Origin of the sequence: Pseudomonas sp. B7(2017) (genome assembly GCF_002112745.1) — a bacterium.
GTDB lineage: Bacteria > Pseudomonadota > Gammaproteobacteria > Pseudomonadales > Pseudomonadaceae > Aquipseudomonas > Aquipseudomonas ekonensis.
Window position 1 is genome coordinate 550,917 of sequence record NZ_NEIP01000001.1, and the last position, 16,370, is coordinate 567,286.

General features: G+C 63.9%; 15 protein-coding genes, 1 pseudogene and 1 riboswitch. Of the genes and pseudogenes, 8 read left to right on the forward strand and 8 right to left on the reverse strand.

Annotated elements, in window-relative coordinates; genetic code table 11:
• Positions 1–176 precede the first annotated feature (176 nt).
• Both CAG29_RS02610 and CAG29_RS02615 read left to right on the forward strand, forming a co-directional pair.
• Entirely contained in the window at positions 177–728 is a 552-nt protein-coding gene (locus CAG29_RS02610) for a cytochrome b (RefSeq protein WP_085580781.1), read from the forward strand.
• 30 nt (positions 729–758) lie between these two features.
• Positions 759–1,352 carry a YceI family protein gene (locus CAG29_RS02615; RefSeq protein WP_085580779.1) on the forward strand — a complete coding sequence of 198 codons (594 nt, stop codon included), beginning with the start codon at positions 759–761 and terminating at the stop codon, positions 1,350–1,352.
• A gap of 253 nt (positions 1,353–1,605) precedes the next feature.
• Here the strand turns inward: CAG29_RS02615 and CAG29_RS02620 are convergent, their stop codons facing one another.
• The 4 genes from CAG29_RS02620 to ahcY all read right to left on the reverse strand — a co-directional run bounded on the left by CAG29_RS02620 (position 1,606) and on the right by ahcY (position 7,082).
• Entirely contained in the window at positions 1,606–3,441 is a 1,836-nt protein-coding gene (locus CAG29_RS02620; RefSeq protein ID WP_085693829.1) for a DEAD/DEAH box helicase, read from the reverse strand.
• Between the two features lie 224 nt (positions 3,442–3,665).
• Positions 3,666–4,475 (reverse strand): ABC transporter substrate-binding protein, encoded by an 810-nt coding sequence (locus CAG29_RS02625; protein ID WP_085580774.1) that lies wholly within the window; start codon positions 4,473–4,475, stop codon positions 3,666–3,668.
• Positions 4,476–4,634: 159 nt separating this feature from the next.
• Positions 4,635–5,480, reverse strand: a complete 846-nt coding sequence (gene metF / locus CAG29_RS02630; protein ID WP_085630028.1) for a methylenetetrahydrofolate reductase [NAD(P)H] — start codon at positions 5,478–5,480, stop codon at positions 4,635–4,637.
• Between the two features lie 192 nt (positions 5,481–5,672).
• Positions 5,673–7,082 carry an adenosylhomocysteinase gene (gene ahcY / locus CAG29_RS02635; RefSeq protein WP_085580770.1) on the reverse strand — a complete coding sequence of 470 codons (1,410 nt, stop codon included), beginning with the start codon at positions 7,080–7,082 and terminating at the stop codon, positions 5,673–5,675.
• A 23-nt stretch (positions 7,083–7,105) separates the two neighbouring features.
• Positions 7,106–7,205: riboswitch (S-adenosyl-L-homocysteine riboswitch) on the reverse strand.
• Between the two features lie 198 nt (positions 7,206–7,403).
• On the opposite strand from ahcY, the gene CAG29_RS02640 reads away from it, so the two are divergent.
• Both CAG29_RS02640 and CAG29_RS02645 read left to right on the forward strand, forming a co-directional pair.
• The gene (locus CAG29_RS02640) at positions 7,404–7,808 is read left to right on the forward strand and encodes an acyl-CoA thioesterase (protein ID WP_085580768.1); all 405 of its coding nucleotides are present in this window, start codon (positions 7,404–7,406) and stop codon (positions 7,806–7,808) included.
• A 175-nt stretch (positions 7,809–7,983) separates the two neighbouring features.
• On the forward strand, positions 7,984–8,865 hold the full coding sequence (locus CAG29_RS02645) for a formate/nitrite transporter family protein (protein WP_085580766.1): 882 nt from the start codon (positions 7,984–7,986) through the stop codon (positions 8,863–8,865).
• Positions 8,866–8,876: 11 nt separating this feature from the next.
• Here the strand turns inward: CAG29_RS02645 and CAG29_RS02650 are convergent, their stop codons facing one another.
• Entirely contained in the window at positions 8,877–9,737 is an 861-nt protein-coding gene (locus CAG29_RS02650) for a LysR family transcriptional regulator (RefSeq protein ID WP_085580764.1), read from the reverse strand.
• Between the two features lie 112 nt (positions 9,738–9,849).
• On the opposite strand from CAG29_RS02650, the gene CAG29_RS02655 reads away from it, so the two are divergent.
• On the forward strand, positions 9,850–10,266 hold the full coding sequence (locus tag CAG29_RS02655) for a VOC family protein (RefSeq protein ID WP_085630436.1): 417 nt from the start codon (positions 9,850–9,852) through the stop codon (positions 10,264–10,266).
• A complete protein-coding gene (locus CAG29_RS02660; protein ID WP_085693830.1) occupies positions 10,253–11,536 on the forward strand; it encodes an amidase in 1,284 nt (427 codons plus the stop codon). Before CAG29_RS02655 ends, CAG29_RS02660 begins: the two co-directional genes overlap by 14 nt.
• Positions 11,537–11,598: 62 nt before the next feature.
• Here the strand turns inward: CAG29_RS02660 and CAG29_RS02665 are convergent, their stop codons facing one another.
• Together CAG29_RS02665 and CAG29_RS02670 are read right to left on the reverse strand one after the other, a co-directional pair.
• A complete protein-coding gene (locus CAG29_RS02665; protein ID WP_085630024.1) occupies positions 11,599–12,861 on the reverse strand; it encodes a sodium:proton antiporter in 1,263 nt (420 codons plus the stop codon).
• A 190-nt stretch (positions 12,862–13,051) separates the two neighbouring features.
• Positions 13,052–14,221, reverse strand: a complete 1,170-nt coding sequence (locus CAG29_RS02670) for an MFS transporter (RefSeq protein ID WP_085580758.1) — start codon at positions 14,219–14,221, stop codon at positions 13,052–13,054.
• Positions 14,222–14,438: 217 nt separating this feature from the next.
• Between CAG29_RS02670 and CAG29_RS02675 the strand changes: the two are divergent.
• Positions 14,439–14,618, forward strand: a pseudogene (locus CAG29_RS02675) (EamA family transporter); the annotation flags it as partial.
• Positions 14,619–14,658: 40 nt separating this feature from the next.
• A complete protein-coding gene (locus CAG29_RS02680) occupies positions 14,659–15,042 on the forward strand; it encodes an MAPEG family protein (protein ID WP_085580756.1) in 384 nt (127 codons plus the stop codon).
• 137 nt (positions 15,043–15,179) lie between these two features.
• Here the strand turns inward: CAG29_RS02680 and CAG29_RS02685 are convergent, their stop codons facing one another.
• Positions 15,180–16,364, reverse strand: a complete 1,185-nt coding sequence (locus tag CAG29_RS02685; protein WP_085655835.1) for a murein transglycosylase A — start codon at positions 16,362–16,364, stop codon at positions 15,180–15,182.
• Positions 16,365–16,370: the final 6 nt, after the last annotated feature.

A 16,370-nucleotide genomic window follows, 5' to 3' on the forward strand; every position in this document is an offset into this window, starting at 1 on the left:
TGAAATTCTCTGATCTCCCCACCAACATCCCGTCACACTTTCGCCTTTAATCTTTCCTTAACTCGCCACTTACAGACTCTTGATCGTATTTCTCGATATTTCAAAGCAAAATTTTCCGCTTTAATTCGATAGATAAGTCGATAGTCTTGGTTCGCGGTTCTCACAGGATTTGGGCAATGCAGCTACGTAACTCTTCTTCGCGCTACGGTTGGGTCAGCATCTTCATGCACTGGGGTGTGGCGCTGGCGGTCTTCGGGCTGTTCGCGCTGGGCTTGTGGATGGTGGGGCTGGATTATTACAGCAGCTGGCGCAAAGACGCGCCGGACCTGCACAAGAGCATCGGCCTGGTGCTGCTGGCGGTGATGGTGCTGCGGGTGCTGTGGCGCTTCGTCAGCCCGCCGCCGCCGACGCTGCAGAGCTACAGCCGGATGACCCGCATCGGCGCGAAGTTCGGCCATGCGTTCCTGTATTTCGGCCTGTTCGCCGTGATGATCGCCGGTTACCTGATTTCCACCGCAGACGGTGTCGGGATCCCGGTGTTTGGTTTGTTCGAAGTTCCTGCCCTGGTGTCCGGACTACCGGACCAGGCTGACACCGCCGGTGCGATTCACCTGTACCTGGCCTGGGCGCTGGTAATTTTTTCCGGCCTCCATGCGTTGGCTGCATTGAAGCACCACTTTATCGATCGTGATGCGACCCTCACCCGAATGCTGGGCCGCAAAGCCTGAACTCAACCTCGACTCAAAGGAAAAGAAAGCATGTTGAAAAAGACTCTGGCCGCTCTGGCCATCGGCTCCGCTGTGCTGTCCGCCAACGTGATGGCCGCTGACTACACCGTCGACAAGGAAGGCCAGCACGCCTTCGTCGACTTCAAGATCAGCCACCTGGGCTACAGCTTCATCACCGGTACCTTCAAGGACATCAGCGGCAAGTTCAGCTTCGACGCCGCCAAGCCAGAAGACAGCAAGATCGAGTTCGACGTGAAGACCGCCAGCGTGTTCACCAACCATGCCGAGCGTGACAAGCACATCGCCAGCAAAGACTTCCTGGACGTGGGCAAATACGCTGACGCCAAGTTCGTCTCCACCAGCGTCAAGTCCACCGGCAAGAACGCCGCCGGCAAAGACACCGCCGACGTGACCGGCGACCTGACCCTGCACGGCGTGACCAAGCCGATCGTGGTCAAGGCCGTGTTCCTGGGCGAGGGCAAGGATCCGTGGGGCGGCTACCGCGCTGGCTTCGAAGGCACCACCAGCATCAAGCGTTCCGATTTCGGCAAGATGATGGACCTGGGCCCGCAGTCCGACAACGTCGACCTGTACATCTCGTTCGAAGGCGTGAAAGCGAAGTAACTTTCGCCCGATGCGCAAAAAAACCCTGGCCTTGCGGCCAGGGTTTTTTTTGCCTTGCGGATGACTGCCGTCGCCGCAGCACCCCTGTGGGAGCCAGCCTGCTGGCGATAGCGGTGGGTCAGTCGGCAAATGCCTTGGACATGCCGGCCCCAGCGCCAGCGGGCTGGCTCCCACAAGGGGCAGGATCGCCCATGGCTTTTGCAAAAATGCCCCGGTTCTTGCGAACCAGGGCATTTTCATCAGCGGCGCGAGATCAGCGGTTGCGGGTCAGCAACGCCGGTTTCTCGCCACGCGGGCGGCTTGGCAGTTGATCGAGCTGCTCAGGGGTCGGGAAGCGGTCGGTCTTGGACTCCTTGTGCATGATCTTCGGCCCGGTGCTGCGCGGGTTCTGCACGGCCGGTTCGGCGCGGGAGCCTTCGTCGCGGTTCGGACGGCGGTTGCGCGACTCGTCGCGGCGGCCCTGGCCGTCACGGGACGAACCGCTGCGCGATCCGCCGCCGCCATTGCGTGGCTGGCCGTTCTGGCGGCCCTGGGACTGGCCGTTGCGCGGTGCGCCGGAGCCCTGGCCTTGGCCGGAACCGCCGGGACGACGGCCGCGGCCCGCTGCCGGAACCTGCTTGGGCACGTAGTCGACGCGGTTGCCGAAGTTGTCGATGTCGTCGTCGAGGAACTCGTCCGGGGCGCGGTCAGGGGCCGGGCGCGGCGGCTGGCTCGACTGACGCTGCTGACGGCTGCCTTCACGTTGCTTCGGCTGGCGGGCCGGACGCTCGCCGCGCTCGGATTTCTCGCCGGAAGCGGACTTGTCCTTTTCCTTGTCCTTGTCTTTGCCTTTGTCCTTGCGGCCGCCGCCGTTCTGGCCTTCGCCGCGCGGGCTGCGGGCGTTGCGCGGGTTGCGGCCGTCGGGACGCTCGCGGGTCTCCGGCTTCTCGGCTTCCACGGCGCTGGCATCGAAGCCCATCAGGTCGCCGTCGGCGATCTTCTGCTTGGTCATGCGCTCGATGCTCTTGAGCAGCTTCTCTTCGTCCGGCGCGACCAGCGAGATCGCCTCGCCCGAACGGCCGGCCCGGCCGGTGCGGCCGATGCGGTGCACGTAATCTTCGTCGACGTTCGGCAGCTCGTAGTTGACCACGTGGGGCAGTTGGTCGATGTCCAGGCCACGGGCGGCGATGTCGGTGGCCACCAGGATGCGCACTTCGTTGGCCTTGAAGTCGGCCAGGGCCTTGGTGCGGGCGTTCTGGCTCTTGTTGCCGTGGATCGCCACGGCCGGCAGGCCGTGCTTGTCCAGGTATTCGGCCAGGCGGTTGGCGCCGTGCTTGGTGCGGGTGAACACCAGCACCTGTTCCCACGCGCCGGCGGTGATCAGGTGGGCCAGCAGCGCACGCTTGTGGCTGGCCGGCAGGCGGAACACGCGCTGTTCGATGCGCTCGACCGTGGTGTTCGGCGGCGTGACTTCGATGCGCTCAGGGTTGTGCAGCAGCTTGCCGGCAAGGTCGGTGATGTCCTTGGAGAAGGTCGCCGAGAACAGCAGGTTCTGGCGCTTGGCCGGCAGGCGGGCGAGGACTTTCTTCACATCGTGCACGAAGCCCATGTCGAGCATGCGGTCGGCTTCGTCCAGCACGAGGATCTCGACGTGGGACAGGTCGATGCTGCCTTGGCCGGCGAGGTCCAGCAGACGGCCGGGGCACGCCACCAGCACGTCCACGCCACGGGCCATGGCCTGGACCTGCGGGTTCATGCCGACGCCGCCGAAGATGCAGGCGCTGACGAACTTGAGGTCACGGGCGTAGATCTTGAAGCTGTCGTGCACCTGGGCCGCGAGTTCGCGGGTCGGGGTCAGCACCAGCACGCGCGGCTGGCGCGGGCCGTGGCGCTGGGACTTGTCCGGGTGACCGTTGGGGAACAGCCGCTCCAGGATCGGGAGGGCGAAACCGCCGGTTTTACCGGTACCTGTCTGTGCCGCGACCATCAGGTCGCGACCTTGCAACACGGCGGGAATGGCCCGCTGTTGCACCGGAGTAGGCTCGGTATAGCCCGCGTCTTCGATAGCACGGACCAAAGCCTCGGAGAGACCGAGGGAAGCAAAGGACATGAGTAATCCTGTTTTTTAGTTAGGGCTGGGCCCAATGGGAGTCTTGCCTGGCGCGAACCGCGTTTAACGTGACGCGGTCCCGTCCGGTCCTGCGGCGCATCCGAAGGCTCGTCCGGAGCGCTCGCGCGGGCTGAAAAGCTGCGCTGTAGCGGGTCGGGAGGCCTGTTACGGATCCGGGCGTCCGGGCGTGAGCCTGGCGGGAACGCCGGAGTATAACAGAGCAATCACTGTGCGCTGCGTTCCTGCTGCTCAACGGCCTTGCCGGCGGTGCTGGCGCTTTCCAGCGGCGCGGCGGCAGGGGCCGCTCCGTAGCGTGCGCTGAGCTCGGCGTAGGCCGGTTCGCGCTTGAACCGCTTGAGTTCGGCGCCGAAACGCTGCACCAGCAGATCCATCCCGGCGTTGCGCCGCACGGCCAGGTACTGGCTCTGGCGGCTGATGACCGTCGGGTTCTCGGTGATCTGGTCGCGGATCTCCAGTTGGTCCAGCAGGTGCTGGCCGACCCGGCGATCGGTGATCAGCAGGTCGATGCGCCCGCGCACCAGTTTGCCGAAGTTGGCCTCGTGGGTCGGGGCCGGTTCCCGGGTGAACAGCGGCGACTCGCTGAAGTCCTGGCTGTACAGGTAGCCGGGGGAGGTGCCGACGGTCAGGCCCTTGAGTTCGTCGAGGGTGCGGAACGGGTGCGGCCGCTCGTTGGCGTAGAACATCACGAATTCCACCACCGACAGCGGCTCGCTGGGGTAGAGCAGGGTGGCGTCGCGCTCGTCGCTGTGGAAGATGTCCAGCGCACCGTCGGCCTGGCCGGTCTCGAGCATCGACAGGCAGCGCTTCCAGGGCAGGAACTGCCATTCGACCTCGATGCCCAGGCGTTTGAAGACGATGGCGGTGGCTTCGTAGTCCAGCCCCAGGTTCTTGCCGCCGTCCTCATAGACGTAGGGCGCCCAGGGCTCGGTGACAATACGCAATTTCTCGCCCCGGGCGGCGAAGCTCAGGCAAGCGAAAACCAGCACGGTGAAAAACTGCGCGATCAAAGGCATGACTGGAGAGTACGACGAGAATCGGGAAAGAGCCAGAAAGCGGCGGCAGAAGCTCTGTTTCGGGCGTTGAAAGCAAAAAATCGCAGTTGCGAAAACTTCCGTAGGCGTTTTCCCAAACTGCGATTTCCCTTCTTGCTTGCCCCGTGAAGCTGACTGCCGTTAGCGCGGCAGCTTCAGGTTGTTCCACACCGCCAGGCTCGGTTCGGCCTGGTTCAGGGTGTAGAAGTGCAGCCCCGGCGCACCGCCCTGCAGCAGGCGTTCGCACATCTCGGTGATGACCTGTTCGCCGAAGCCCTGAATGCTTTGGGTGTCATCGCCGTAGGCTTCCAGCTGCTTGCGGATCCAGCGCGGGATTTCCGCGCCGCAGGCATCGGAGAAGCGCGCCAGTTTGCTGTAGTTGGTGATCGGCATGATCCCCGGCACGACCGGGATGTCCACGCCCAGGGCCTTCACGCGGTCGACGAAGTAGAAGTAGCTGTCGGCGTTGAAGAAGTACTGGGTGATCGCGCTGTCGGCGCCGGCCTTGGCCTTGCGTACGAAGTTGGCGATGTCGTCCTCGAAGTTGCGCGCCTGCGGATGCATCTCCGGGTAGGCGGCGATTTCGATGTGGAAGTGGTCGCCGGTCTCTTCACGGATGAATTCGACCAGCTCGTTGGCGTGTCGCAGCTCGCCGCTGGCCATGCCCATGCCGGACGGCAGGTCGCCGCGCAGGGCGACGATGCGGTTGATGCCCGCTGCCTTGTACTGGCTCAGCAGGCCGCGCAGGTCGGCCTTGCTGTCGCCGACGCACGACAGGTGCGGGGCGGCCGGGACTTTGACTTCGCTTTCCAGCTGCAGGACGGTGTTGAGCGTGCGGTCACGGGTCGAACCGCCTGCGCCGTAGGTGCAGGAAAAGAAGTCAGGGTTGTAGGTGGCCAACTGACGGGCAGTGGCGAGGAGCTTTTCATGCCCAGCATCGGTCTTGGTCGGGAAGAACTCGAAGCTGTAGCGACGTTCTTGGGACATGGAGGGAGCCTCCAGCTGCAAGCCGCAAGCTTTGGGCCGCAAGAGAAGCGGAGATGCGCTGATCCCTTGTGCCGCAGGCCTGTTGCCTGAAACTGTTCTGAAATAGTGGCGGAGCCCTCAGGCCTCGCACGGCAAGTTCGGCTTTTGGCCTTGCTTGCCGCTTGAAGCCTGAGGCTCGCAGCTGCTCGTGTCTTAGTAGCGGTAAGCGTGCGGCTTGAACGGGCCTTCGACGGTCACGCCGATGTAGTCAGCCTGTTGCTTGGTCAGTTGGGTGACCACGCCGCCGAAGCCGCGCACCATTTCCAGGGCCACTTCTTCGTCGAGTTTCTTCGGCAGCACTTCAACGGTCAGGCGCTCGGCTTTCTGGGCCGGCGACAGGTCGGCGTACTTCTGGCCGAACAGGAAGATCTGCGCCAGCACCTGGTTGGCGAACGAACCGTCCATGATGCGGCTCGGGTGACCGGTGGCGTTGCCCAGGTTCACCAGACGGCCTTCGGCCAGCAGGATCAGGTAGTCGTCGTTCTGCGCGTCGAAGGCGCCTGGGCCGGTGCGGTGGATCTTGTGCACCTGTGGCTTCACTTCTTCCCATGCCCAGTTCTTGCGCATGAAAGCGGTGTCGATTTCGTTGTCGAAGTGACCGATGTTGCAGACGACGGCGCGCTTCTTCAGGGCCTTGAGCATGTTGGCGTCGCACACGTTGACGTTGCCGGTAGTGGTCACGATCAGGTCGATCTTGCCCAGCAGCGCCTTGTCGATGCTCGCTTCGGAACCGTCGTTGATGCCGTCGATGAACGGCGAGACCAGTTCGAAGCCGTCCATGCAGGCCTGCATGGCGCAGATCGGGTCGACTTCCGACACCTTGACGATCATGCCTTCCTGACGCAGGGACTGGGCCGAGCCCTTGCCCACGTCACCGTAGCCGATGACCAGCGCTTGCTTGCCGGACAGCAGGTGGTCGGTGCCGCGCTTGATGGCGTCGTTCAGGCTGTGACGGCAGCCGTACTTGTTGTCGTTCTTGGACTTGGTCACCGAGTCGTTGACGTTGATGGCCGGGATCTTCAGCTCGCCCTTGGCCAGCATGTCCAGCAGGCGGTGAACGCCGGTGGTGGTCTCTTCGGTCACGCCGTGGACGCGATCCAGCACCTGCGGGTACTTCTTGTGCAGCAGCTCGGTCAGGTCGCCGCCGTCGTCGAGGATCATGTTGGCGTCCCATGGCTGGCCATCCTTCAGGATGGTTTGCTCCAGGCACCACTCGTACTCTTCTTCAGTCTCGCCTTTCCAGGCGAAGACCGGGATGCCGGCGGCGGCGATGGACGCGGCGGCCTGGTCCTGGGTGGAGAAGATGTTGCAGGACGACCAGCGCACTTCGGCACCCAGGGCGACCAGGGTCTCGATCAGCACGGCGGTCTGGATGGTCATGTGGATGCAGCCGAGGATCTTGGCGCCTTTGAGCGGCTGCTCGGAAGCGTACTTGCGGCGCAGACCCATCAGGGCAGGCATTTCCGATTCGGCGATGATGGTTTCGCGACGGCCCCAGGCAGCCAGGGACATGTCGGCGACCTTGTAGTCGGTGAAATCTGCAGGCGTGATTACAGCGCTCATGAAGAGCCTCCATTCGTAATGTATGCGAATGGGCGCCGTTGTGCGTTTGGTGTCCGGCGCAAGGCCGGTCAACGCCCCATCCGAGCCTGACAGGTGGAACCTGCTGCAGCGCCCCTCGGACAGGTGGCGGGAAAACGGTAGCGCGTGAAGGTTACCGTTTTGAAACGGGGGCGATTATAGCCGTCTAGACTGATCTTCCAAAGGGTTTCTGTCGGCCAAATGAAGATTGCCAATGATGGCCATAGCGGATGGCTCATGGAGCGTGACTGTTCGGTCTGACATGATGGCGACCATCATTCGGCAAGACGCTCAGGAGTGAAGATGAATTTCCACACCCGCAAGTGGGTAAAACCCGAAGACCTCAATCCCAACGGCACCCTGTTCGGCGGCAGCCTGCTGCGCTGGATCGACGAAGAGGCGGCGATCTACGCCATCGTCCAGTTGGGCAACCAGCGCGTGGTGACCAAGTACATCTCCGAGATCAACTTCGTCAGCGCCTCGCGCCAGGGCGACATCATCGAACTGGGCATCACCGCCACCGAGTTCGGCCGCACCTCGATCACCCTCACCTGCGAGGTGCGCAACAAGATCACCCGCAAGAGCATCCTGACCGTGGAGAAGATGGTCTTCGTCAACCTCGGCGAAGACGGCCTGCCGGCGCCGCACGGGCGCACCGAGATCAAGTACGTCAAAGACCAGTTCAAGGATGACGTGCCGGTCCAGTAAGACCGGTTTCGCTCCCATCGCGGGCAAGCCCGCTCCCACAAGGACAGCGCTGCTCCCTGTGGGAGCGGGCTTGCCCGCGATGGCGGCCGCACAGTCACGAAGATTCTCCAGGCCGGTGAACAGTCCCGAGCGGCGCGGGTCGTAGCTAAACAACCCTGCCACCGGATTGCCTGCCATGACCACTCCGACAGACGGCAAGACCCCGGATCTTTCGCCCAAGGAACGGCACGAAGTCGAGAAGAGCCAGCCGCCCCGCGCGGCCGTGCTGCACGAAATCATCCGCACCCAGGGCGACCAGGAACTGGAGCGCAGCATCGCCGCGCTGTGGTGGTCGGCGCTGGCGGCGGGCCTGACCATGGGCCTGTCGCTGATGGGGATGGGCCTGCTCAACTCACGCCTGCCCGAAGGCGACGAGTTCAAGGTGATCGCCAGTTTCGGCTACTGCGCAGGCTTCCTCGCGGTGATCCTCGCGCGCCAGCAACTGTTCACCGAAAACACCCTGACCGCCGTGCTGCCGGTGATGACCCGACCGACCCTGGGCAATGTCGGCCGCCTGGTCCGGCTGTGGACGGTGGTGCTGGCCGGCAACCTGTGCGGCACGTTGCTGGTGGCCTACGTGATGCTCGAACTGCCGATCTTCGACAGCAAGACCGACGAGGCCTTCCTTGAGATCGGGCGCAAGGTCATGGAGAACCACGCCAGCCAGATGTTCGCCAAGGGCATCGTTTCCGGCTGGATGATCGCCACCATGGTCTGGATGATCCCGTCCATGGAGAGCGCGAAGATGTGGATCATCATCCTCATCACCTACCTCATGGCCTTGGGTGACTTCACCCACATCGTGGTCGGCTCGGCGGAAGTGTCGTACCTGGTGTTCGCCGGCGAACTGCCGTGGAGCGATTTCTGGGCGGTGTTCGCCGGGCCGACGCTGGCGGGCAACATCATCGGCGGCAGCTGCATCTTCGCCCTGATCAGCCATGCGCAGATCCGCAGCGAGAGCGGCGCACCGACACCCGACGCCCCTGAAGAAGACCGGGGCGAGTCGAAGAAGGATTGAGTGCGCTCAGGCTAGGCACTTGAAAGCGTCTTGCACAAGGCGCTGATCATGTTCGGCCGATCGGTCTGGGCAGGGCTGATCAGCACAATCTCTCGGTCGTATCGGTCAGAACCAATCGGGCTCACCGCACATTGATGACCCCATTGTTCAAAGCCGGACCAAAGGGGCACGAGGCTCACGCCCATCCCGCCTGTCACGAGCATGGCAATGGTCTCCAGCGCATCAAGATCGACCAGCGGCGTCGGCGTCAGTCCCTGATCCGCCAGATATTGCTCGGCATGCCGTCCGCCCCACGCGTCAGGGTCATAGCGGATGTAGGGCTGGCTCATCAATTGTGCGGGGATGCTTTGCGTGGACTTCTCCTTTGACAGAAACACCAGCGGTTCTTTGCGCAGGGACACCACTTGCAGCGCTTTGGGCAACTCGAACGGTGGAACCACGAGGATTGCCGCATCCACCTCAGCCGAGAGCAGGGCTTGATACAACGACCGCGATGTTCCCGGCACGATCACTGGCGTCAGCCCCGGCGCCAGCTCGGTCAGTGCTCGCAGTGCTCCCGGCAACAGCCCGGTCAGAACCGTGGAGATTGCGCCGATGCGCAACTGTCCCGTCAGCCCTGCGACGTCGGCATCTCCCGCCAATAGCGCTACTTCACGAACGATGCGCCTGGCCCGGGGCAGTAAATCGAGGCAGGCCTGGCTCGGCTTGGCGGCGTGGCCGACGCGGGACAACAGCTCAAAGCCGAGTTGCCGTTCGAGCGCGAGAATGCGCTGGCTGATCGCTGCGGCCGTCAACCCTTCGACACGCGCGGCATTGGCAATCGAGCCACACTCGACGACGGTGATCAGACTTCTCAGATAGCGCGAGTCCATAAGAAATGCTTTCGATGGTGGAAAGAATTACAGGCTATCTGTTTTGATGAAAACCGCACAGTCTTCAACCGTTGAGAGGTTTCTCTCGTCCGGCGATCGTCAGGAGTTCTTTATGCAGTCGATTTTCCATCTTGCTATGCATGTCCGTGATTTGCAGGTTACGCGCCAGTTCTATGGGGATTTACTGGGGTGCGAAGAGGGGCGCAGCACTGACTCCTGGGTCGATTTCAATTTTTTCGGGCATCAATTGTCGTTGCATCTGGGCGAGCCTTTTGCAGTCAGTAACACCGGTAAGGTTGGTGATCACGACGTGCCGATGCCGCACCTTGGCGTGATCCTCGAAATGTCGGACTGGCGCGTTTTGAGAGATCGCTTGATCGAGGCCCAGGTGCAGTTTGTTCTGCCACCCGGCATTCGTTTTGCCGGCCAGCCCGGTGAGCAGGCAACCATGTTTTTCCTCGATCCCGCCGGAAACCCGATCGAGATAAAAGGCTTCACTGACCTGCAGGGTATCTATGCGCAATTTTAATCAGATGGACGCGAGCGATATTTCCGAGAGCGTTCGGTCGCAGGCCGTGAGCGCAGAGTCGGTCGCCGAGCATTTTCTGGGCTGTGTCGAAGCGCGGGAGCCCAGCATAAAAGCCTTTGCAGCGTTCGACCCGGGTCAGGTGCGCGCTCAAGTTCGCCAGTTGAACAATGGCCACTTCAAAGGCCCTCTCGCCGGCGTGCCCGTGGGCATCAAAGACATCTTCGACACCGCCGATCATCCCACGGGGTTTTACTCCCCGATCTATGCGGACAACCGTCCTTCACGTGACGCACACGTTGTGGCGCTGTTGCGTCAGGCCGGCGCGGTGATCATGGGCAAGACCCACACCACCGAATTCGCCTACATGCACACTGGGCCGACCCGCAATCCGCATGATCTCGAACGGACGCCGGGAAGCTCCAGTGCCGGCTCGGCGGCGGGGATGGCGGCCGGGTTTTTCCCGATCGCCTTGGGCACGCAGACTGCCGGGTCGTTGATCAAACCCGCCTCGTATTGCGGACTGTATGCTTTCAAACCGACCTATGGGCTGGTTTCTCTGGAGGGGGTAAAACCACTTGCGCCGAGTTTTGACACGGTGGGCTGGTACGGCCGCTCGGTTCGTGACCTGCAACTGTTGGCTGAGGTGTTGATCCCCGGCATTGCGCAGCGTACTGATGAGCGTCGTCCAGGCAAGTTCGGCTTCTGTCGTACAGCGCGCTGGGATCAGGTCGATGAGGACATCGCCAGATCGCTGGACGCTGCCGTTGAAGATCTGCGCCGGGCCGGACATCAGGTGAGTGAGGTGGAGTTGCCGCAGGCGTTTGCGACGGTATTCGATGACCATTTGCTGATCAACGATTGCGAGGGGGCGCGGTCACTGGCCAAGGAGCTGCAAGCGCGACCTGAGCTGCTCAGCGATGAAGTGTTGGCCATGATCGAACGGGCCCGCCAGACAACGTGGGAGCAGGAGTCTGCGGCGAAGAAGCGCTTGGCAACTTTGGCTCCTGTGCTTGAAGCCCTATTCAAACCGTTTGATGCCATGCTCGGTGCGAGCTGCGGCATCGTCGCCCCGTTGGGCCTTGGCGCGACCGGGCCTTCCGATTTCAGTAAGTTCTGGATGGCGTTCGGTTTACCTCAGATCAACATCCCGCTCGTGCGCAATGCCGGGGCGTTGCCGGCTGGCCTGCAAATGATTGGCGGTTTCAGAGACGACAGCATTCTTTTGCACGCGGCCGAGCAGGTGGAGGCGGTACTGAGAGCGGCGGACTGATGAAGGAGATATTGCGAGTGCCGTCGCAGCGCGGGTGCGCTGCGACGGAGTCCGATCCAGTGTCAGTGCGCAACATTGGCCGTGGCGGTGTCTTGTGGAGTCGTCACCCTACGGACAACCCGGCCAATGGTCAGGCCCTGCACCAGAATCGATGACAGCACGACGATGTAGGTGATGCTCAGCAACAAATCCCGTTCAGCGCCCAGCGGCAGCGACAGGGCCAGCGCCACCGAGACGCCGCCGCGCAGGCCGCCCCAGGTCAGGATCCGGATGGTGCCGCGCGGCACCGTGCGCCAGCGTCGCAGCAGGACGATGGCCGGGGCCACGGTGAGCAGGCGCGACAGCAGGATCGCCAGCGCCAGCAGACTCGCCGCCGCCACGTGCAGCCAGTTGAACGGCAGCAGCAACAGCTCCAGGCCGATCAGCGCGAACAGCAGAGCGTTGAGCATGTCGTCGAGCAGCTCCCAGAAACCGTCCAGGTACTTGCGGGTCATGTCGTTCATCGCCAGGTTGCGCCCCAGGTTGCCGATGATCAGGCCCGCCACCACCATCGCGATGGGCGCCGAGACGTGCAGTTCGGTGGCCATGGCCGAGCCGCCGATCACCAGCGCCAGGGTCAGCATCACTTCGATCTGGTGCTGCTCGATGCTCTTGATCATCAGGTACACCAGGTAGCCGATCAGACCGCCGAACAGCACGCCGCCGATGGCCTCGTGGGCGAACAGCAGGGCCGTGGCGCCGAGGGTCGGGGTCTCGCCCAGCTGCGCGATGCCCAGCAGCACGGTGAACACCACGACGGCGGTGCCGTCGTTGAACAGCGATTCGCCGACGATGGTGGTCTTGAGCGGCTTCGAGGCGTTGGCGGTACGCAGCACGCCGAGCACCGCGATCGGGTCGGTGGGGGAGATCAGCGCGCCGAACAGCAGGCAGTAGAGGAAGCTCACGTGCCAGCCGAACAGGGCAAAGATGTAATAGGCGAGGCTGCCGATCACGGCGGTGGCGATCAGCACGCCGAACGTGGCCAGCAGGCCGATGGGCCAGCGGTAGCTGCGCAGGTCGTTGAGGTTCACGTGCAGGGCGCCGGCGAACAGCAGGAACGACAGCATCCAGTTCATCAGCAGGTCGCCGAAGTCGATCTGGCCGATCAATTGCTGCACGCGCTCTTCAAGGCCCGGGTAGCCGAGAAAGCTCAGGCCTTGCAGCAGCAGGGAAAACATCAGTGCGGTGACCATCACGCCGATGGTCGGCGGCAGGCCGATGAAGCGGAAGTTCACGAAGGTCAGGAGGGTGGTGAGGCAGATAAACGCAGCAACGAGTTCAAGCATCCGGGGTCCTTTGGATGGGAGATGGAAGAGGCGCGTCCGATACTTGGACGCAAGGGTTGGATGGGCTGGCGCCGCTCAGGGGCACATGAGGCCGTCTGGGGTGAGGGAGCTTGCTCCCGCCGGCCCGCATGCAATTTTCCTTCGGGCGGGAGCGAGCGCCCCCGCCACGGGGATTGCGGCAGCCGGTGCTTCAGCCGCAGGCATTGACCGCAGCCATGCGCCGACGTTGCAGATAAATGAAGAAAAGCGCCGCCAGCACGGTGAGCACGCCGACCAGGGCACCGGTCCACGGCAGGTCCGCCAGGTCCGCGCCGCTGGCCACCACCAGCCCGCCGATCCACGCGCCCGACGCGTTGCCGAGGTTGAAGGCGCTCTGGTTCAGGGTCGAGCCGAGGTTCGGTGCTTCATGGGCCTGGTCGATGATCAGCAGTTGCAGGATCGGGCACAGGGCGAAGGCGAATACGCCCCACAGCACCAGGGTGATCGCGGCGGGCACCGCCGAGCGGCTGGTCTGGCTGAACGCCGCCAGGATCACCACCACCGCCAGCGCCACGCCCACCAGCGACGGCAACAGGCGGCTGTCGGCCAGGCGGCCGCCGAGCATGCTGCCGCCGGTCAGGCCGACGCCGAACAACAGCAGCATCACTGTCACGCCGTGGGGGCTGATGCCGGTGACGTCCTGCAGGATCGGCGCGATGTAGGTGTACACGCTGAACAGGCTGGTGGATGCCAGCACGCTCATGCCTAGCGCCAGCAGTACGTTGGCCTTGCCCAGCACCTTGAACTCGCTGGCGAGGTCGGCGCGCTCCATCGGAATGTGCTTGGGCAGCCACAGCCACTGGGCGAGGGCGGCGATCACACCGATGGCGGCCACGGCCCAGAAGGTCGAACGCCAGCCGGCGAACTGCCCTAGCGCGGTGCCCAACGGCACGCCGAGCACGTTGGCCAGGGTCAGGCCGGTGAACATCAGCGCGATCGCCTGGGCCCGTTTGTTCGGCGCCACCAGGCCGGCGGCGACCACCGAACCGATGCCGAAGAACGCCCCGTGGCACAGCGCGGTGACCACCCGGGCGGCCATCAGGGTCGCGTAGTTCGGGGCCAGCGCGCAGAGCACGTTGCCGAGGATGAACATCAGGGTCATGCCCAGCAGCGTCGCCTTGCGCGGCATGTTGGCGGTGCCGACCGCCAGGACCGGCGCGCCGAACACCACGCCCAGGGCGTAGCCGGTGATCAGCAGGCCGGCGTGGGGGATGCTCACGGCGAGGTCGCGAGCGACGTCGGGCAGCAGGCCCATGATGACGAATTCGGTGGTGCCGATGCCGAAGGCGGCAGCGGCCAGTGCAAGCAAGGCGAGTGGCATGCGCAAGGTCTCTGTCGGTAGTCTTGACGCTTCGTTCAGGCAGGCGCAGGCCGACGGCCGGTCTCGGGCGGAGAACGGGTCAGGCAGTCATTGTTGGAATAGGTCTGTGCGCAACCGAGTGCGGCGTGGTCGCGTGCAGTATAAACAGCTGCGGCCCCATCGCGAATCAATAATATGACTAATTGCCCGCGGCCCTTGCGCAGCGCCGGCAAAGCCCTACGCTCTGGTGCTGTGGGCGGTGCAGCTGGGTTCGATCGCCGAAGCGGCGGCGCTGCGGGAAATCAGCCTGATCCTGGGGGTGCTGTTCGGCATGCGCTGCCTCAAAGAACCTTTCGGCCGGCCACGGCTCTTAGCCTGTGGGCTGGTGCTGATCGGCAGGCTGGAGATGAAGCTCTGATCCGCCCGCCATTCGAACGACACGAAAAAGGGACTGCGCTATGACCGTGGCTTTGTGGTGTGTATTGATCGCGATTTTCCTGCCGTACCTGTGCACCGCCGTGGCCAAGGCCGTCGGCGGCTACAGAATGAGTGACAACCATGATCCCCGGGACTTTCTGGAGAGCCTCAACGGCCTGGCTCGGAGGGCCCATGCGGCGCAGCTGAACAGCTTCGAGGTGACGCCGGCCTTCGTCGCCGCCGTGATCGTCGCGCACCTCGTGGGCACGGCCGAGCTTGTGACGGTGAATGTGCTGGCGGTGCTGTTCATCACCAGCCGCCTGCTCTACATCATTTGCTACCTGGCGGACTGGGCGGTGCTGCGGTCGCTGGTGTGGCTCGTGGGGATGGGGTTGATTGCCGGGTTCTTCATTGTGTCGGCCTGAGCCTTGGGGAGGCTGACGGCCTCATCGCGAGCAGGCTCGCTCCCACATTGATTGGCAGTGACCGGGCCCCTGTGGGAGCCCGCCTGCTGGCGATGGCGTCAGTGACGGCGCCGCCGGGCTCCCACAAGGTTCGGCGGTCAGGACTTGCCCTTGACCGTATCGGCCACCTGCGGCACTTGCGGCAGCGCCGTGCCTTTAGGCCAGAGCATCCAGATCTGCCCCTGCTGCTTCATGTCCCCGGCCAGTTGCCCCGCCGCATCGCCGGTGCCCCAGAACAGGTCCGCGCGCACTTCGCCGGCGATGGCGCCGCCGGTGTCCTGTGCGGCCACCGGGCGCACCAGGGCGGTGCCGTCCGGGCGGGTGGTGGACAGCCACAGCAGGCTGCCCAACGGAATCACCTTGCGGTCCACCGCCGCGCTGTAGCCGGCGGTCAGCGGCACGTTCAGCGAACCGCGCGGGCCTTCGTCGCTGTCCGGGTTGCGGGTGAAGAACACATAACTGGGGTTGCTGCCCAGCAGCTCCGGGATGCGCGACGGGTTGGCCTTGGCCCAGTCGCTGATGGCGCCCATGGTGACGTCTTCCTTCTTCAGCTCGCCCTGTTCCACCAGCCAGCGGCCGATCGGGCGGTACGGGTGGCCGTTCTGGTCGGCGTAGGCGATGCGCAACTGGCGTCCGTCGTCGGTCTGGATCCTGCCCGATCCCTGGATCTGCAGGAACTGCAGGTTCATCGGATCGGTCAGCCAGGCCACCACCGGCGCATTGACGCCTTTGCTCTCGATGGTCGCCGCGTCGTCGTAGGGCTTGATCACCCGGCCGTCGAGGCGTCCGCGCAGGCGCTTGCCCTTGAGTTCGGGGTACACGCTGTCCAGCGACACGATGATCATGTCGTCAGGCACGCCGTACACCGGGACGTTCGCCGTGGCGGTCTGGGTCAGGCTGCCGGGGTAGACCGGCTCGTAGTAGCCGGTGATCAAGCCGTTGGGGTTGTCGTTCTCGGCGCGCAACCCGTAGACGTCGAGGTTTTGCTTGAGGAACGCGCGGATGCTGCCGGCGCTCTGCGGGACATCGGCCGCCGCCGCGCAGGTCTTGCCCCAGACCGGGTCGGCCTTGAGCCGGTTGCACGCGCTGCGCCACGAACCGAAGCCGGCCACCAGGTCGTTGTCGGACACGGCGGGCAGCGCCTCCCAGGTGGCGCTGGAGTAAGTGGCGAGGGCGTGGGTCTTGGGCTTGGCCGTGTCGCCCCCGGTGCAGCCGGCGAGGATCGCCAGCAGCGGCAGGGTTGCGAAAAGCGGATGACGCCAGGCCTTGAAGCGGCTGTTCATGGAGTG